The following is a 16,854-nucleotide window of genomic DNA, read 5'->3' on the forward strand; positions in this document are numbered from 1 at the left end:
ACCCAAAACAGGGAGTGGTTATGTCTCAGCCCAGAATATGCATTGTAGAGCCGGATGATATTGAACAGGAATTGCTTCAGGGCATGCTGGAAGATGACTACCAGGTTTGTGTGTTTTCCAGTGGCGAGGAGATGCTCACAACACTGACCCCTGATCAGCCGACACTCATTATTCTGGAAACCCTGTTACCCGGCCCGACGGGTTACGAGATTTGTCGCATCGTGGAAAAAGACTTTAGTCATTGTTTCACCTATACCATTTTCCTGTCAGCGAAAACCTCTGTAGAAGAACGCATTCGCGGCATGGAAGCCGGTGCAGATGACTATATCAACAAACCCTATGACGTGGTGGAAGTCGCCAGAAAGGTTCACGCTGCCATGGAAATGCTTTGCTCTACGTCAGGTCTGAAAAAACAGCTGGATTACGCCAGTCACACCGCGTTTCAGGCAATGTCAGCACAAAGTGAAATGGGTATCATTATGCGTGGCGTCCAGGATGCCAATAAAGCAACCCATTTTGGGGAGCTTTCTCAGGCAATGTTTTCCTGCCTGGCGGAACTCTCGTTAAAGTCCACACTTTATTATGAAGTGCAGAGCAAGCCCCGGTTTGAAGCCTCTGCCGGACGCAACAGCACATCTATGGAACAGGAGATTATCACCGTTGTCAGGCGGTCCGAGCGCATCTGGACCCGAGGTTCCCGCTGTATTTTTACCTTCGGTGATACCAGCTTGCTGGTGCTTAATATGCCCGATGATGAGGAAAAAACCGGACGGCTTCGGGACAACCTCTGCTTTTTAATGGAAACCTTCGAAGTCAAAGTCGATGCCCTGAATCAACAACAGGCACTGACCCTTGCCCGAGACTGGCAACATTCCGTCAAAGAGGTTACTCAGCTACTCAATATCGCGTCACAGGATTTGCAACACAGTATCGATGGCAGTACCAAAACCATTCGCAATATGATGAGTGATCTGGAAATGCTGCTACCCAGTCTGGGACTGGAAGAAGACCAGGAAGAACGCATACACCATATCATTGATACCGCCTTTGACGATTACAATCACTCACTGCAAAAAACCGAACAAACCGGTTTAATTTTTAATAAAGTCATGTCCAAACTCAAAAATATGCAATAAGCAGCACTTTCTTTACGCCGCTGAAAACACCCGCCCGGAAAGCGTGAAAAAAACCGCTAAAAAAGAGGCAAAAAATCAAAGGTTGCTATAATTAGAGCAAATAACAACCAATTGGTGACCTATGAACGGCCGCTTATTCACACTGTGTTTACTGCTTATGTCGTTCCAGAATATCGCCGCAGAGCGTTCTGCAACGATTACCCTGGCATCGGATTATTTGTTTAACGGGGTCACCCAAACGGATGAAAAGCCGGCACTTCAGGGCAGTCTGGACTTTGCCGCTGACTCGGGGTTTTATTTCGGCGCCTGGGCCTCCAATGTCGACTTTGGTGACGACACCAATCTGGAAGTAGATTTGTATACCGGCTACTACAATGAGTTACAAGACGGTATTTGGTATGACATCTCGCTACTTTACTACAGCTATCACGGTGGTGATGACAGCAACGACGCCAATTATCTGGAAGTCGCCGCCGCCATCGGCAAAGACAACCTGGAACTGAAATTCTGGTACGCGCCTGATTACGCCGGAACCGGCGCAGGGCATATCATCACGGCCATTTCCTACAGTTACCCCTTCTCTGAACAAACCACCCTGGTGGCCACCGTTGACCGTTCACAAAGTCTGGACAGTGATGACTTTGAATGGGAGCCTGGCGATGACAACTACCTGCATTGGCGCATCGGTTCTGAGTTTAGTTTTGACGCCTTTGATGCCAGCCTGAGCCTGGAAGGCACAGATCTGGACACTTATGGCGACACGCGTTTACTCGCAACAATCAGTAAAACCGTAAGCTTCTGAGCCCGGTTAGCACCAACCGCAAGAGGTACCTATGAGATCTAAAAGTCAGAGTCTCGCCGTTAAACTGGTTGCAGTTGTTGGCGCCTTGCTGATTGCGCTGTCTGCGATACTGATGGTGGTCAGCTATTTCTCACTCACCGCCACAGAAGGCAAAATCGTGACCCAGGTTAACGAGGAGTTAGCGCAACAAATTGAAAGCACGGTGGCCGCGAAGGCGTCGCAGCAGGCGGCCGAAATTGCCATGGCCATTGAAAAGGCCTATGCCTTTCCGCGAATTCTGGCAGAACAAATCGCCCAAAGCATTGAATCCAATAACAGCGACTTAAAACTAAGTCGCAACCAGGTGCAAAGCATAACGGCCAGCTTATTACGGGTGAGTCCCACCTCATCCATTTATGCACAATTTGAAAAGGACCAGTTCGACGGAAACAGCGAGCAATACCTTTCCGGATTTGAACACTCAGTGGCCGGTCACGGCAGTTTCGAAGTTTACTTTGTGCGCAATCCTGATAATTCCATTACTCAGGAGGTGATCGAAGACGCGCAGGAAAAATTCGACACCACGCTGGATGAATTCGGCTTTCGCGCAGCAGAATGGTTTTTATGCGCCAAAGAAACCCATAAACCCTGCATTATCAGCCCCTACAATTATGAAATCCGTCCGGGCTATGAAGAGTTGATGACCAGTCTGACCTATCCGGTGTTAGCTGAAGGACGCTTTCGGGGAGTGGTTGGCGTGGATCTGAACCTACCCATATTGCAGCAATCCGCTGAAGCCCTCAAACAGTCTCTCTACCAGGGCAAGTCTGCGGTGTACGTTATCAGCCAACATGAAATCGTCGCAGCCGCTACCGAAGCACCGGATAAACTGGCCCGCAAATTTGATGAACTGTTCAAAAACAAACAGGCCAGTGCAAAGATTCTATCACTCAGCAGCAGTGGCGGCTCAGTCACCATTGACAATATGATGTATGTGCTCCGGGATATCCCGCTCACCACACCTGGTACCCACTGGAAAATGATCATTGGTGTGGATGTAGCCACGGCTCTCAGCCCTGCCCGAAGGGTCAGCGACACCATTGCCTCGAACATCAACGCCCTGATGGGCTCCCTGATCACCGTTGCTATTGTACTCACTGGTATCGCCCTGGTGATGGTTCACCTGTTCACCCGCAGTATTGTCAGCCCGGTAAAACTCATCGCCGATAAAATGACTGAGCTGGCCGGCCAGGGTGGCGATCTCACTCAGGACATCTCGGTACAATCACACGCTGAGCTGACTCAGCTATCGAACGCCTTCAACCTGTTCAGAGAAAAAGTCAGGGAACTGTTAGACCAGGCTAAAAACGTCTGTGAACAGGTGCTGGAAGGCAGCAAAACCACCCGCAGTCAGGCGCAACAAACCAATACTCAGATTCAGGTGCAATTGACCGAAGTAGACAGCGTGGTTACCGCGATTACGCAAATGTCAGAGGCAGCAAAAGAAGTGGCCCGCACAGCGGCTGAGGCAGCAGACAATGCAGATAAAGCTAATGACAATGTGAAACAAACTGAAAAACAGGTGTCATTATCAACCCAAAGTGCCAGCGAGTTGTCCAGTGAAATGGCCAGCGCTTCAGAGGCGGTTAAGGCCGTCTCCACCCGCAGTCTGGATATTAAAAAGATACTGGATGTTATTGGCGCGATTGCCGAACAAACCAATTTGTTAGCCTTAAATGCTGCCATTGAGGCAGCCCGCGCCGGTGAACACGGCAGAGGCTTCAGCGTAGTCGCCGACGAAGTAAGGGCACTGGCTTCCAAAACCGCGGATTCGGTCAGCGAAATTGCCACGGTTATTGATGCACTGCAAGGTGAGGTCAATTCAACCGTGCATATTATTGAAAAAGGCAACGAGCAGGCCGGTCAGGCCTCAATGCGTTCACAGGAAGCCTTCTCCCGTATGCAGGAAACCGCTGAACAGATCTCAGAAATCAGTGAGCGCATGATGCAGATGGCCACGGCAGCCGAAGAACAAAGTGTGGTCAGTGAAGAACTGAACCGCAATATGGTGATCATTGGTGACGCCACCCGTGAGGTTTCGGCACTGTCACAAGCATCAGAGCAAAGCTCGCAGGCCATTGACGAAGCTATTCAGCAGCTTTACGGCCTGTTAAGTAAGCTTAAAACCCATTAGGGTCTGGTAAACGAGGCGTGGCATTCACTAGGCCAGGTGTTCATGGTTAGCTGATATCCTGTTCAATGGCATAGATATCGTCATCAATCGTTTGAACTCTGGCCTCGAAAATCCCTCTGGCATCATGTAATCCTCGATTGTAATAATAAGCGCCAAGCTCTTTGGAAACGAAGTCCAGCAAAAACTCCGCATCAAACTGACCTAACTCTTGATCCAGTTCACGTTCAAAATAGGCCTGCAATTTATCCACCATTGCCGCTTTTTCGTGTTTTGTGAATTTAATGTCTGACATAGGTCCTTTTTCCTTCGGTGTATTCGCGCCAGTTGTTCAGGGAAACAACCACAAACTCTCATCGGCAGGTAAACTCTGTTCTGCGATCAGTGGGTTGCTGAGTTTGAACAGGGTTTTATCAGCAAAACCCCCTTGCCGGGTAAACCCCTGAAACTCATTGCTGGCACGAAAATGTGTCGCAAAAGCCCCGCTACTTATCAGGTGCCGCAATCCCTGTTCCAGGCGATTGGCCAATTCTTGGTCATCAGGACACACAAAAAAATAAATCGGGGCAGGGTAATACAGCAGGATGTGTGTCTCCCGCATCAGGGGCTTTTCTGCGTGCAAAGTCAGTTCGTCCTGGATTTCAGTGACACTACGCGGAAAGTAGTCGATGCGTTTTTGTGCCAGTAAGTCAAACAAGGCATGATAATTGGCCACCCCGTACACATTAAAATGATTCGCTTTGAGAATGCCGGTGTCAGGCCAGTCGGCACCTTGTCCGGCGGTGAGCATTTGCAACTGGTGACGATCATCAATTGCGGCAAATTTTGCCTCGTTGTCCTGGTGAATCATCAGGGCCCGGTACCCGTATAAACCTTTGAACAATGGAATTTTAATAGCCCGCATTTTGCGCTCTCTGAGGGCAGTGGTCATATGCCATTGCACATCGAAATCGCAGGTTTTATTCATGTTTTCAATGGCCCGGCTTTGATTCATCCGCATCGGGTATTGCGTCAGTTGGTACGCGCCAAACTGGGTACTGGTCGCGTCCAGTGCCTGGCGCAACAAGCTTACAAAGTAATCATTCTTGAATGCGTACTTACCGCTGGCGCCAAAGTACTGATAAACCTGCTCACTGCGCGCCACTGAGCTAAAGCACAGAAAGCACCCTATGAGCAATACAAGGCCGTGTTTGAAAAAAGTAAATTGCAGCATAATTACAGGATCAGAATAGCGTCAGGACAGAGTAGCAAAATCTTGCCACACGTCGCTGAAGATTTGTGAAAATCATCGGTTGTAGTCAGACAAGCTGCCGAGTTTAGCACAAGGATAGAGCCCGCGTTCCGCTTACTCAATACCCACGTGATTGTCGCCAACACTCATAGACAAGGCCCGGCTTATTTCCTGCAAGGAGCGGCCGGACTCTTGTTGCCACTGATTAAATGTCGCCTGCAGGCAGGCCAGGCTGCGCTTTGACGTTGCCGAGCCGCTGATCAAATCATGGCTCTTAAAATAGCCTTCCACATCACGACTCAGTAAAAACGTGTCTTTACCCAGCGCGCGCAAGGCATACGGGCCGGTATTGCCACCAAGGCGTGCCCCCTGCTTTTTCAAAACTTCCCATAGCCCGATGATATTATCTTCCGGCCAGTCAGCGATAAATTGCGCAAATGACCCCTTTTCACTGTGTACCGCGTCAATCATTAAGGCGTTATCACGAATGGTTTTCACCTTGTTGTAGTTGCGGATAATGTCGGGATTACTGGCTTTTTGCTCCAGCATCTCATCGGGCATGAGCAGCACTTTGGCAATATCAAAACCAAAGAAACACTGCTCAAATGCCGGCCACTTTTGTTCGACAACCCGCCACACAAAACCCGACTGAAACACTTTTTTAGTAAACTCAGCGAGGAACCGATCTTCGCCCAATGCAGCCAGTTGCGCCCTGGGCAAAGGCTTGGCCAGCAAATTTTCTAACGCCTGCTCACCGCCCTTGCGCTCGGCTGCACGGGCATAAATATCGGCAAATAATTCAACGCTCACGATGGTTCCTCACGGTAGGCGGTTACTTCTCAGGCGGCGATGCCACTATGGCGAAGCAGTGCAGCAATGTCGGGCTCCCGCCCACGAAACGCTTTAAACAATTCCATGGGCTCTTTACTGCCGCCCATTTCCAGAATGTTTTGCAAAAAGGAGGCACCGGTTGTGGCGTTGAAAATCCCTTCTTCCTCAAAGCGCGAATAAGCGTCCGACGACAACACTTCGGCCCATTTATAACTGTAATAACCGGCGGCATAGCCCCCGGCGAAAATGTGACTAAAGCTATTTTGGAATCGGTTAAACTCAGGTGGTTTTACTACCGCCACCTTGTCTCTGACGCCGTTGAGGTAGTCCTGCACATTCATGCCTGGCTGATACTGCTCGTGCAAACCAAAATCAAACAACGAAAACTCCAGTTGTCTGATCATTTGCATTGCAGACTGGAAGTTTCGGGCAGCCAGCAATTTATCCAACATTTCCTGCGGTAATGGCTCGCCGGTTTCATAGTGACCGGAGATAAAGGCCAGAGCTTCTGCTTCCCAACACCAGTTTTCCAGGAACTGACTGGGTAATTCCACCGCATCCCAGGCGACACCGCGAATGCCCGATACACCGGATTCATCGACTTTGGTCAGCATATGGTGAATGCCGTGTCCGAACTCGTGAAACAGCGTGATCACTTCATCGTGAGTAAATAAGGCAGGTTTATCACCTACCGGGCCATTAAAGTTACACACCAGATAGGCCACCGGATACTGCAACCTGCCCTCAACATTGACCCAACGGGAGCGGCATTCATCCATCCAGGCTCCGCCGCGTTTTTTCGCTCTGGCGTAGAGATCCAGGTAAAACCGGCCTCTTAGCTCTCCCTGCTCATCGGTGATTTCAAAAAAGCGCACATCTTTGTGCCAGGTTTCCACGTCATGTCTTTCTGACACCTTAATACCATAGAGGCGTCTGACCACCTCAAAGAGTCCGGATACCACTTTGTCTTCCGGAAAATAAGGACGAAGCATTTCATCAGAAATGGCGTATTTCTGTTGTTTGAGCTTTTCCGCGTAAAAGCCGATATCCCAGGCCTGAATATCCGTGGCACCATAATGTTCTGCCGCAAAATCCCGGATTTCTTGCAACTCGGCTTCAGCCTGAGGCCTGGACTTTTCAGCCAAATCCGTTAAAAAACCCTTCACCTGATCTGCAGACTCGGCCATTTTAGTGGCCAGTGAATATTCAGCATAATTGTCAAAGTCGAGTAATTTAGCCAGTTCCTGACGCAAGCTTAAGGTTTCTTCAATAATGCCGGTATTGTCGAATTGCCCGCCATTGGGTCCGGTTTCAGAGGCGCGGGTGGCAAAGGCGCGATACATTTCTTCGCGCAACTGACGATTTTCACAATAGGTCATCACGGGCAAATAACTGGGAAAGTCCAGCGTAAACAACCAGCCTGGCAGTTCCTTTTCTTTGGCTGCCTGCGCGGCGGCATCCAGCGCCGATTGGGGCAATCCGGCCAGTTCTGCCTGGTCAGTAATGTGTCTGGTAAATGCCAAAGTGGCATCCATCACATGGTTACTAAAATTGGAGGACAAATCTGATAAACGCGCCTGAATCTCGGCGTAACGCTGTTTTTGCTGATTTTCCAGGGCAACACCGGACAGTGTGAAATCCAGCAACGCGTCATTAATCACTTTTTGTTGTGCGCTGTTCAGAGTTTTAAAATGCGCTGACTCAGCAATTTGTTTGTAAGCCTTGTACAACCCCTTGTGCTGCCCCATCCAGGTATAGTATTCCGACAGTAACGGCAAACAACCGTCGTGCGCCTCTCTGAGCGCATCGTTGCTCACTACGCTGTTCATATGAGATACCGGTGACCAGTATTTGCTTAACTGATCACTAACCTCGTCGATAGGTAACACCAGATTGTCCCACCGATATTCAGTCTGTTGCAGACACTCGTCAATGACCTGCTTGCACTGAGCAATGGCACTTTTGACATTTTCCTGAATAGTTTCTGGTTCGAACTTCGAGAATAAGGGCAGGCCTAATTCAGACTCAAATTGCGTAAAAGACATACTTAACCCGTCTTAAAAATAATTATCAAAGAAGTAGGGATTGTCAGAGAATAATCAAGGTGAGCCGGACAATTCTTACGAAGCCTGCACAAAGTCCAGAAGCTCATCCTGAAAATCGGGTTTACGCAGAAAACGAACGCCAATGCGCTCCACTCTTTGCTGCACATCGGGTTCTTCCTGCGAGGTTAACATGCAAATACGCGCATTGGGACTCGTGGTTTTGGCCGCAATAGCCACAATTTCGCCGTTGGCACCCGGCATGTTGTAATCAATGGTGAAAATATCGTAATCATTGGCATTCAGCAGCGTTAATGCTTCATCACCATCCCCGGCCTCATCAAATGTCGCTTTCGCAAACGCCTGTTCAATCGTGCGAATGATCATTTTTCGGGTCAATGCACTATCATCAATCACCAGCACCCGCATAGTTTCACTCCTGAAAGGTCATCGTCATAACCCCAAGTTGGAATTAATTCCTTCTATATCCTTTATAGTAGACGCCCTTTGAAATTTTCACCAAAATTAACTGTAATCAAGGATGATCGGTTTAAAGAAACGCATTCGCTGGTAATAAAATGGCCGCTTTCCATTTCTAATGGAATAACTTGAATCATTCAATCGCTAAAGCTGGTTTGCAATTCTATACTGTGAAGCCATAACCTATAGCACAAGTAAATTATCCGGAAGATAACAATGGCAGATTTTGATTATATTTGTATCGGTGGTGGCAGTGGTGGTATTGCCTCGGCAAATCGTGCGGCAATGCACGGCCAGAAAGTGGCACTGGTTGAAGGGCGTCACATTGGCGGCACCTGCGTCAACGTGGGTTGCGTACCCAAAAAAGCCATGTGGTATGGTGCCCAGGTAGCAGAAGCGATCCATCGCTACGCGCCGGATTATGGGTTTGACGTAACCGTCAATAAATTCGACTGGCAGACCCTGGTAAAAAACCGCCAGGCCTACATTGAGCGCATTCATGGCTCCTACGACCGGGTGTTGGGCAACAACAAAATCACCGTGCTTAATGGCTATGGCAAACTGGTAGACAAGAACACCGTAGAAGTGGACGGTAAGCGCTACACCGCCAATCACATTCTTATCGCGACAGGGGGGCGTCCCTGGCGTCCGGCAATCCCTGGTGCTGAACTGGGTATTGATTCTGATGGCTTTTTCGAACTGCAGCACATGCCAAAAAGTGCCGCGGTCATCGGAGCCGGATACATCGCTGTTGAACTGGCCGGCGTATTACATGCACTCGGGGCTGAAACTCACCTGGCAGTGCGAAAACACGCACCACTGCGCAACTTTGACGGCATGTTAAGTGACACCCTGATGGAGCTCATGGCAGAAGATGGCCCAACGCTACACACACACTCCATTCCGGAAAGTGTAGTAAAACAAGATAATGGGCTGCTCAGGCTCACCTTTAGCGATGGTAAGAGCCTGGACGTTGAGCAGGTTATCTGGGCCGTAGGTCGCGTGCCTGCTACCGACAATCTGGGTCTGGAAAACGCCGGTGTTGAACTTAATCAACAGGGTCATATCATCGTTGACGAGTACCAAAACACCACGGCCGAAAACATTTATGCGGTTGGTGATAACATCGGTAAAGTGGATCTCACCCCGGTGGCGGTCAAAGCCGGGCGCACCCTGTCGGAGCGTCTGTTCAATGGTCAGACTAACGCCAAAATGGACTACGACACCATCCCCACCGTGGTATTTAGTCATCCGCCCATTGGCACAATCGGCTTGTCAGAAGAAGACGCTAAAGCCAAATACGGCGAAGACAATATCAAGGTATACAACAGCAGTTTTGCCGCTATGTACACTGCGGTAACCCGCAACCGCCAGCAAACCAAAATGAAACTGGTGTGCGCAGGCCCTGAGGAAAAAGTGGTGGGCTTGCACGGTATTGGTTACGCCATGGATGAAATCCTGCAAGGTTTTGGGGTGGCCATAAAAATGGGCGCAACCAAAGCGGACTTTGACGCCTGTGTGGCAATCCACCCCACGTCTGGCGAGGAATATGTGACGATGCGTTAATCCGCAAAGTATGTGACAAAAGGCGTGATACTGGTGGTCACGCCTATATACATTTGGAAAGTTAATGTAAACCACATAAATTTAACGGAACCCGTTGAGTACTCTCTTTAAGAGAATAAGAGGTTCTGTTGGTTTAGCAAAGCAACCTGTCTTAAATCCCGGAAACATAATTTGAGAGGCTGTCATTTAGGTTTAGTCACAAACTCTTTTATTTCACTTAATATTTAAATGCTTTTTTAACTTCTGATATAACTTTTCTGCATTTACAGGCTTTAACAGATAATCATTTAAGCCAGAACGTGCCCACTCCCTTGCAACATTTTTGTCTTTATTTCCTGATAAAGCGATAATTTTCAAATTTTTTCCATGAATCATTGCGCGAATGTCTCTGGTAGTCTCAATACCGTTCAACTCAGGCATGAAAAGATCTAAAAGCGCAATGTCAAATTTCATTGTTTGTACCATTTCCAAAGCTTCACGGCCGTTCTCAGCTTCATGTACTGTAAATCCGAGTCTTTGTAGTGAACGATTTAATATTTTCCTATATGTTGCATTATCTTCAGCGATCAAGATATTAAATCCTTCAAATTCTCTAATTATTGCGTCCTCGACACTTACACTTTCTTCATCAAGCCTTTGAGCTTCTCCGGCCGTCTCGGAAGATGTTTTCTTTTCAGATTGTGGATACATGTTGACTGGTTCCGGGGGGACACTTTCATGCTCCTCCTTTCCAGGGTATAGATTTTGTGGTGGCTTTTGAATTACTTCTACTTTTGACGGTTCCGGAGTTTCTGGGTACAGATTTTTCGGCTCGATACCATGGTGAAATGACACTTTATCTGATTCAGGTTCAGGATAAAGGTTTACAGGTGCTTGAATTGAATCGCTTTTTTTGATTTCCGCCGACACTTCCGGATACAAATTTACTGGTTTCTTAGATTCATTTTGAGCGTCGCTATGTATGCCAGGGCTTAGCGGTGAATGACTACGATTTCCCTCTAGTGTATTTATGAGATCATCCAATCCTGGTATTACTGTTTCTTCAATAGACTCTATAGCCCTAATAGTTTTACATGAGTCTTCAGAATTTGCTTCATTTTGCTCCCTACTCTGCCCCTTTGGTTTTCTCGCTTTTTCGCGTTCCTCAACAAATTTATCAACATACCTGCGACGCAAATGGATTGCTTTATCAATACATTTATCAAGCTCCACATCCTGATATTCCAGTAATGAGGAGCGAAATTGCTCGCGGGCGCTAGATAGCTCAGTTTCTAATCCTCGAAAAACACTAAAGCTCAGTGAATAGGTTTCATATAGCGGTTTAAACACTATAAAGTCATCAAACAACCCTTTAATACAATTGTTAAACGCTGCCTTTGTTTGCCGGTTCTCACATAACAAAATTGAAAAATGTGGGAAGTTTATCGTTTGCTGTGCAATACAGTCTGAGTAAAACTCTATTGATTCACTGGTTTTTGAAAAGCCAAGAAGGATAATATTAGGCTTTTTGGCAATTAAAGCTTTCAAGTCAGGGTCATTGTAAAGTACACACTTATAGCTATCGTATACCTCAGACAACTTATTACTCACACCTAAAATTTCGTCCACGACATTACAAATCAGCAAAATATCAATAGTTTCATTTTGATGTAACTTGCTCATAACTCCATCCGATTTGATCAATGATACATAGAGTTCTTTTTAGACTCTATACTGTCTGACCATGGTTAATTATCAAGTGGTTGCACTATTGTGATGTGGTGTGGCCATCATCGTGACTTTCAATTCACATAATTATAAAATAAAAAAGTCATCTGTTGTAAGGGGAAAGAACGCTTACATTTTCCTTTTCAACAACGATTATCAAAACAATTAGACCATTACTTACTCCCGGTGAAGTACTAAGATTAAGTTTCCTTTATAGTCTAATTTCATATCAATTGCATACTGACTATAACTACACTTTCTTGGCACTTTACCAGCCTACTAATCGCTTACATTAAATCATTTTAATTGGCACAGCATATTTGCTGAAAAAATACTACCAATAAAATAACCAGAAAAGCATAAACTCATATATTTGTCTTTAATACTTTAGTTGAATTTTTTGGATTAAACAAATTACAAACTTTATCAGACATAACTTTTCCTTTGGTTGATTGAGCGAGACTGGCAATCATTCGCTTATTACAAATAACTAAAATAAAGCTATATTTTATAAAAATTATTAATATCCTTGAACTTTCACTATAACTGATTTTTTGTTCTATAATTTTTTATAATGTTAACTTTTGGTCTACCTTATTTTTACCATGAATTACATCGACATCGGCAGTAGTTGAGGAGAGCCAAAAGCGTGAACATAGAAAATAACGAGACTGTATTTTCAGATAATACACAGAGTGAAGGCTGTCTCCATTTAGCTGAACAGCACTCTGATTTTGCGTCATTAGTATTGGATATTGCAAAACAAGAATGGCACCTATCCCCGAGAGTTCAACAATGGTTCTCCATTGAGTCAAAGATCATAAATCACAAACACTTTTTTGAATTTTTTAAGATTAACATCCCATTGGCTGCAGGAACTACAGAAGACTTTATAAAAAAAACAAATGAAAACGTCTATTTTTTAAAAAGTAATTTCGACAACGACAAAACATATCGCCTAAGTTTTCACCCAAGTGGACTTTTTTATATAGGAATCATAGAAAGTAAAGGTGTTAAAAACAAACTATTCTCTATGCTGCAACAAGACCCTGCTATATATGAACTGGCTCTTGAAGCAGCCGAAATTGGAGTATGGAGCTGTCAAGTTGCCGCTGAAGGTGAACACCATAATTTGCAATGGACTCTGGATTCACGTTGCCATGCATTAATGGAGCTTGATGGAGAAGACAACAGCTCTATAGGTCAATGGTTTGAATCTCTGGATGAAGATTTACGCAACACCACGATAGAAGCGCTTAAAAACTGTCTTAAATGTAATAAACGTATGGATCTTGATTTAAAGTTTCAGAACAAACTAGGGCGTACGACCTATCTCAAGTGGATAGGTGAAAGTATAACGCTAGATCAAAAATCAGGAACGCGGATTCATGGTGTGATAAAAGATCAAACTTTTCAAAAAGTCACTACATATGGACTCGAAAAGTTAAACAAATCTTTGACTACAAAAGTAAATGAACGAACAAGTGAGTTAGAACAAGCCAAATTGTTAGCGGAGCAAGCAAACAGCGCCAAAAGTAATTTCCTCGCTATGATGAGTCATGAACTTCGGACCCCAATGAATGCGATCATTGGAAGTTTAGATCTGTTAAACATCCACTCAATGGACCCGGAACAACGAGATTTAGTCAATACAACGAAATCTGCCGCAGTCAACATGGTAAATATTCTGAATGACATTTTGGACTTTAGTAAGGGGGAGGCTGGAAAGATTGAGCTGGAATCAATTCCTTTTTCCGTTACAGAGATAATAGCAAATGTTGTAGATATCTTTATACCTACAGCCCAAAGTAACCGGGTCCATTTTCGAGTTCTGGAAGATATAAGTTTACCAAAATGGGTCGAGGGAGATCCAAACAGATTACGACAAATATTGTTTAACTTAATTAGTAACGCAATTAAATTTTCTATAAAGCAAAACTCAGAAGAGCAGGCTCATGTTTCACTGGATGTGAGGGTATTAGAAGTCAATGATTCTGTAGCAGATATACAGTTTACTGTTACAGACAATGGAATTGGAATGGAGAAAGATACAATTAAAAAGCTTTTTTCACCGTTCTATCAAGCTGAAAAGTCTACCCATAGATTTTATGGTGGTACAGGGTTAGGGCTAGCTATTTGTGGAAACCTATGCAACCTGATGGGAGGGAGAATTAGGGTAGTTAGCGAACCCAATAACGGTGCAACATTTAAACTCAGTGTACCATTTTGGTTATCCGAAAACCCCATATCAACTGATATTCAGAGTAAAACATTGGGGGTTATTCTGCCTTCTGAACGTGATGAAAAGGTTGACCAAATACTGCAATTTCTTTCATTAAACAACGTTGTATGTATGGATCTTCAGCCAGACAACATAGATAAATATGACATTTTGTTCTGTTTTTGTGATGGGGAAAATGAAAAGTATATTAAAACCCTTTTTACACTAGAGTCGTATAAAAAACCAATCCTGGTAGTTTGTCGGGACACGTCTTTAGTCGCTATTCCGATTCATGCGAGATTACTTGACCTCAACACACTAACCTTTCATAAAATGTTGGAGCTGGTAAGAGACATTTTAAATAGTGATCTAATTGAAGAGTCCCAAAGGTCCAACTCTTCAATACCTAAAGAAAGGGAAATCTCTGCTGCACCAAAGGTAGATAAAAAAGCTCGCCTGATGTTGTTAATTTTGATGTGTTGGTTGTGGAAGATAATCCTGTTAACCGAAGAATAATAGGTCGCCAGCTACAAAAACTAAATTATTCGTTTCACCTTGCTTGTGACGGAAATGAAGGTATTGAATATTGGAAGAAATATAATCCAAAAGTTATTCTTTCAGACTGTCACATGCCAAACTTGAGTGGTTATGAAATGACCGAGCGTATTCGAAAGTTAGAGAATAAATTGGCTCATAAACAACGTACTCCAATTCTTGCGATAACCGGAGCAGGAATGAAAGAAGATCAAGAAGTTTGCCTAAAAGCAGGAATGGACGAAATATTGTTAAAACCAATTCAAATGGAACAGTTACAACAAACTCTTTCGAAGTGGTTTAAATATGAAAAGTAATCTCCCGGTTATTGATGAACAAATACTGATTGGGTTGGTAGGAGAAGATAGCGAAGAACTACGTAGCATCTATGCCGACTTCGTAGAAGATTTAAAACAGGGGTGCCCTAAGTTAGTTAATGCTGTGCACAAGAAGGATGCTGAAGCTATAAGACAAGGTGCTCACTATTTAAAAACATCTTCTTCGGGAGTTGGGGCTATGCGACTGAATTTAGTTTTGACAGAAATAGAGAAAACGTCGAAGAACCCAGAGGGGCATGAATTTAATACTGCAATATCACATCTGAAAGAATCCGTTATGGAGGTATTAGCAGAGATTCGAATACTTATTAAAAAGTATGAATGACAAGCAAAAGATCCACAAAAAAGCAAACCCAACCATCTAAATCCTAGAACCTAATTGTTATGACTTTTCTGTAATAAAGTGAGTCCGTCCTGTTTAGGAAGGTAATGCTCAGCAAAGATGATATCTATTTCTTCAGATGCCATTACCTCGAGGGCTTCAAAGCCATTGTCAGCATGAAACACTTTGGTGAAACCGGCATTATTGAGCATGCCTGAAATCGCTACCCACATGTTCATCACGTTTTCCATAACGATAACGCTCATATTTCTGCAAGGACTCACTATTCCGGAAAACGCGGTTGCATTGCGGGGAGTTAGTTCATTCATACGGCAATCCATGTTTGCTATTAGAATTTGAGAAAAGGCTTTCTAATAGCATAGTCAATTAATGTTGGATAAACGAAATTATTGTAAAAAATTACGCAACTCTTCAGAGCAAGCATCTTTTTTGGCTGTACTCACGTTATTGAATTACACTAGGGCATGATTTACTTAATGACTTTCTAAACCGGTTACCAGAGGGGCAACATTGAGTATTCACTCCCCCGATAGCAAAGCCAAAATACTAATCATTGATGATGATCGCTACTTTTTAGAAATGGCCAATAACGCCTTGTCTGAAATGTGTGACGTGCTCACCGAGTCCAATGCGCAAAAAGGGTTAAAAAGAGCACTGGCTGAACCCACTCCTGACCTGATTATATTAGATGTAATTATTCCCGGTTTATCCGGGTATCAGATCTGCCGCGAACTTAAGCAGAATATGAAAACCTTTAACATCCCGGTGGTGTTTGTCTCGTCACTGGAACAAATATCTGAAATTACCCGATGTTTTGATCTGGGTGCCGTCGATTTTATCAGTAAACCCGTGCAGATGCCGTTGCTGCTGGCGAAGATAAAAAACCACCTGATGATGAAGTTACAAAGGGATATGCTGGAAGAATTAGCCACCAAAGATCCACTCACCGGTTTAGACAACAAGCGCAGCTACAATCAGGTATTAGCCAGTGAATGGAAACGCGCCCAAAGGGATCAGCAAGCTATCAGCCTGGTGATGTGCGATATCGATTTTTTTAAGAAATACAATGACCACTATGGACATGGTCAGGGTGATACCTGTCTGCAACAGGTGGCTGCCAGTCTGTTTAAAACAGCCAGCCGCCCAGGCGATCTGGTCGCGCGGGTTGGGGGCGAAGAATTTGCCGTTATTCTGCCCAATACGGAACGAGAAGGTGCCTGGCGGGTTGCGAACAACTTACTGGTGCATCTGCGTAAAAAGCAGTTGCCACATGCCAAATCGCCCATTCACAAACATATAACGATAAGCGTTGGTGTCGCTACTCATATCCCTCAACAGGATGAAGCGCCGGCGCTGTTGTTTGATCTGGCCGATGCCGCTCTGTACCGCGCCAAGGACCAGGGCCGAAATCGGGTCATTGCCCACGAAGACGACTAACAAAAAACCGGTAGAG

At 45.1% G+C, this 16,854-nt stretch carries 15 protein-coding genes; 8 read left to right on the top strand and 7 right to left on the bottom strand.

The window, feature by feature from the left end; all coding sequences use genetic code 11:
* The first annotated feature begins 20 nt into the window (after window positions 1-20).
* The 3 genes from LJ740_RS17010 (at window position 21) to LJ740_RS17020 (ending at window position 4,111) form a co-directional block, all read left to right on the top strand.
* Window positions 21-1,136, top strand: a complete 1,116-nt coding sequence (locus LJ740_RS17010) for a response regulator transcription factor (protein WP_229530322.1) — start codon at window positions 21-23, stop codon at window positions 1,134-1,136.
* A 121-nt stretch (window positions 1,137-1,257) separates the two neighbouring features.
* Complete coding sequence (locus LJ740_RS17015) at window positions 1,258-1,938, top strand: TorF family putative porin (RefSeq protein ID WP_229530323.1); 681 nt, start codon at window positions 1,258-1,260, stop codon at window positions 1,936-1,938.
* 31 nt (window positions 1,939-1,969) lie between these two features.
* Window positions 1,970-4,111, top strand: coding sequence for a methyl-accepting chemotaxis protein (locus tag LJ740_RS17020; RefSeq protein WP_229530324.1), 2,142 nt, complete (start codon window positions 1,970-1,972; stop codon window positions 4,109-4,111).
* A 46-nt stretch (window positions 4,112-4,157) separates the two neighbouring features.
* Here LJ740_RS17020 and LJ740_RS17025 read toward each other — a convergent pair whose 3' ends face one another.
* From LJ740_RS17025 to LJ740_RS17045, 5 genes are all read right to left on the bottom strand, one after another.
* Complete coding sequence (locus tag LJ740_RS17025) at window positions 4,158-4,403, bottom strand: DUF2164 domain-containing protein (RefSeq protein ID WP_229530325.1); 246 nt, start codon at window positions 4,401-4,403, stop codon at window positions 4,158-4,160.
* Between the two features lie 36 nt (window positions 4,404-4,439).
* A complete protein-coding gene (locus LJ740_RS17030) occupies window positions 4,440-5,321 on the bottom strand; it encodes a type 2 periplasmic-binding domain-containing protein (protein ID WP_229530326.1) in 882 nt (293 codons plus the stop codon).
* Between the two features lie 132 nt (window positions 5,322-5,453).
* Window positions 5,454-6,152 carry a DNA-3-methyladenine glycosylase I gene (locus LJ740_RS17035; RefSeq protein ID WP_229530489.1) on the bottom strand — a complete coding sequence of 233 codons (699 nt, stop codon included), beginning with the start codon at window positions 6,150-6,152 and terminating at the stop codon, window positions 5,454-5,456.
* Between the two features lie 26 nt (window positions 6,153-6,178).
* Window positions 6,179-8,215 (bottom strand): oligopeptidase A, encoded by a 2,037-nt coding sequence (gene prlC, locus LJ740_RS17040; RefSeq protein ID WP_229530327.1) that lies wholly within the window; start codon window positions 8,213-8,215, stop codon window positions 6,179-6,181.
* A gap of 75 nt (window positions 8,216-8,290) precedes the next feature.
* Window positions 8,291-8,641: a response regulator transcription factor gene (locus LJ740_RS17045; RefSeq protein ID WP_229530328.1), complete on the bottom strand. Its 351-nt coding sequence runs from the start codon at window positions 8,639-8,641 to the stop codon at window positions 8,291-8,293.
* A 267-nt stretch (window positions 8,642-8,908) separates the two neighbouring features.
* Between LJ740_RS17045 and gorA the strand changes: the two genes are divergently transcribed.
* Window positions 8,909-10,258 (top strand): glutathione-disulfide reductase, encoded by a 1,350-nt coding sequence (gene gorA / locus LJ740_RS17050; RefSeq protein WP_229530329.1) that lies wholly within the window; start codon window positions 8,909-8,911, stop codon window positions 10,256-10,258.
* 213 nt (window positions 10,259-10,471) lie between these two features.
* On the opposite strand, the gene LJ740_RS17055 is transcribed toward gorA, so the two are convergent.
* The gene (locus LJ740_RS17055) at window positions 10,472-11,920 is read right to left on the bottom strand and encodes a response regulator (protein WP_229530330.1); all 1,449 of its coding nucleotides are present in this window, start codon (window positions 11,918-11,920) and stop codon (window positions 10,472-10,474) included.
* A gap of 694 nt (window positions 11,921-12,614) precedes the next feature.
* Between LJ740_RS17055 and LJ740_RS17060 the strand changes: the two genes are divergently transcribed.
* The 3 genes from LJ740_RS17060 to LJ740_RS17070 are packed head-to-tail and all read left to right on the top strand — an operon-like array spanning window position 12,615 to window position 15,383.
* The gene (locus LJ740_RS17060) at window positions 12,615-14,702 is read left to right on the top strand and encodes a sensor histidine kinase (RefSeq protein WP_229530331.1); all 2,088 of its coding nucleotides are present in this window, start codon (window positions 12,615-12,617) and stop codon (window positions 14,700-14,702) included.
* A complete protein-coding gene (locus tag LJ740_RS17065; protein WP_229530332.1) occupies window positions 14,672-15,037 on the top strand; it encodes a response regulator in 366 nt (121 codons plus the stop codon). Before LJ740_RS17060 ends, LJ740_RS17065 begins: the two co-directional genes overlap by 31 nt.
* Window positions 15,027-15,383, top strand: coding sequence for an Hpt domain-containing protein (locus LJ740_RS17070; protein WP_229530333.1), 357 nt, complete (start codon window positions 15,027-15,029; stop codon window positions 15,381-15,383). The genes LJ740_RS17065 and LJ740_RS17070 overlap by 11 nt, the downstream gene beginning before the upstream one ends.
* Window positions 15,384-15,433: 50 nt before the next feature.
* On the opposite strand, the gene LJ740_RS17075 is transcribed toward LJ740_RS17070, so the two are convergent.
* Window positions 15,434-15,709 (bottom strand): response regulator, encoded by a 276-nt coding sequence (locus LJ740_RS17075; protein ID WP_229530334.1) that lies wholly within the window; start codon window positions 15,707-15,709, stop codon window positions 15,434-15,436.
* 202 nt (window positions 15,710-15,911) lie between these two features.
* On the opposite strand from LJ740_RS17075, the gene LJ740_RS17080 reads away from it, so the two are divergent.
* Window positions 15,912-16,838, top strand: a complete 927-nt coding sequence (locus tag LJ740_RS17080) for a diguanylate cyclase (protein ID WP_229530335.1) — start codon at window positions 15,912-15,914, stop codon at window positions 16,836-16,838.
* Window positions 16,839-16,854 lie beyond the last annotated feature (16 nt).

The organism is Planctobacterium marinum (assembly GCF_020687805.1).
GTDB lineage: Bacteria > Pseudomonadota > Gammaproteobacteria > Enterobacterales > Alteromonadaceae > Planctobacterium > Planctobacterium marinum.

Coding starts and splice junctions, on each gene's coding strand:
- LJ740_RS17010 (WP_229530322.1), top strand. CDS start 21: ATGTCTCAGCCCAGAATATGCATTGTAGAGCCGGATGATATTGAACAG.
- LJ740_RS17015 (WP_229530323.1), top strand. CDS start 1,258: ATGAACGGCCGCTTATTCACACTGTGTTTACTGCTTATGTCGTTCCAG.
- LJ740_RS17020 (WP_229530324.1), top strand. CDS start 1,970: ATGAGATCTAAAAGTCAGAGTCTCGCCGTTAAACTGGTTGCAGTTGTT.
- LJ740_RS17025 (WP_229530325.1), bottom strand. CDS start 4,403: ATGTCAGACATTAAATTCACAAAACACGAAAAAGCGGCAATGGTGGAT.
- LJ740_RS17030 (WP_229530326.1), bottom strand. CDS start 5,321: ATGCTGCAATTTACTTTTTTCAAACACGGCCTTGTATTGCTCATAGGG.
- prlC (WP_229530327.1), bottom strand. CDS start 8,215: ATGTCTTTTACGCAATTTGAGTCTGAATTAGGCCTGCCCTTATTCTCG.
- LJ740_RS17045 (WP_229530328.1), bottom strand. CDS start 8,641: ATGCGGGTGCTGGTGATTGATGATAGTGCATTGACCCGAAAAATGATC.
- gorA (WP_229530329.1), top strand. CDS start 8,909: ATGGCAGATTTTGATTATATTTGTATCGGTGGTGGCAGTGGTGGTATT.
- LJ740_RS17055 (WP_229530330.1), bottom strand. CDS start 11,920: ATGAGCAAGTTACATCAAAATGAAACTATTGATATTTTGCTGATTTGT.
- LJ740_RS17070 (WP_229530333.1), top strand. CDS start 15,027: ATGAAAAGTAATCTCCCGGTTATTGATGAACAAATACTGATTGGGTTG.
- LJ740_RS17075 (WP_229530334.1), bottom strand. CDS start 15,709: ATGAATGAACTAACTCCCCGCAATGCAACCGCGTTTTCCGGAATAGTG.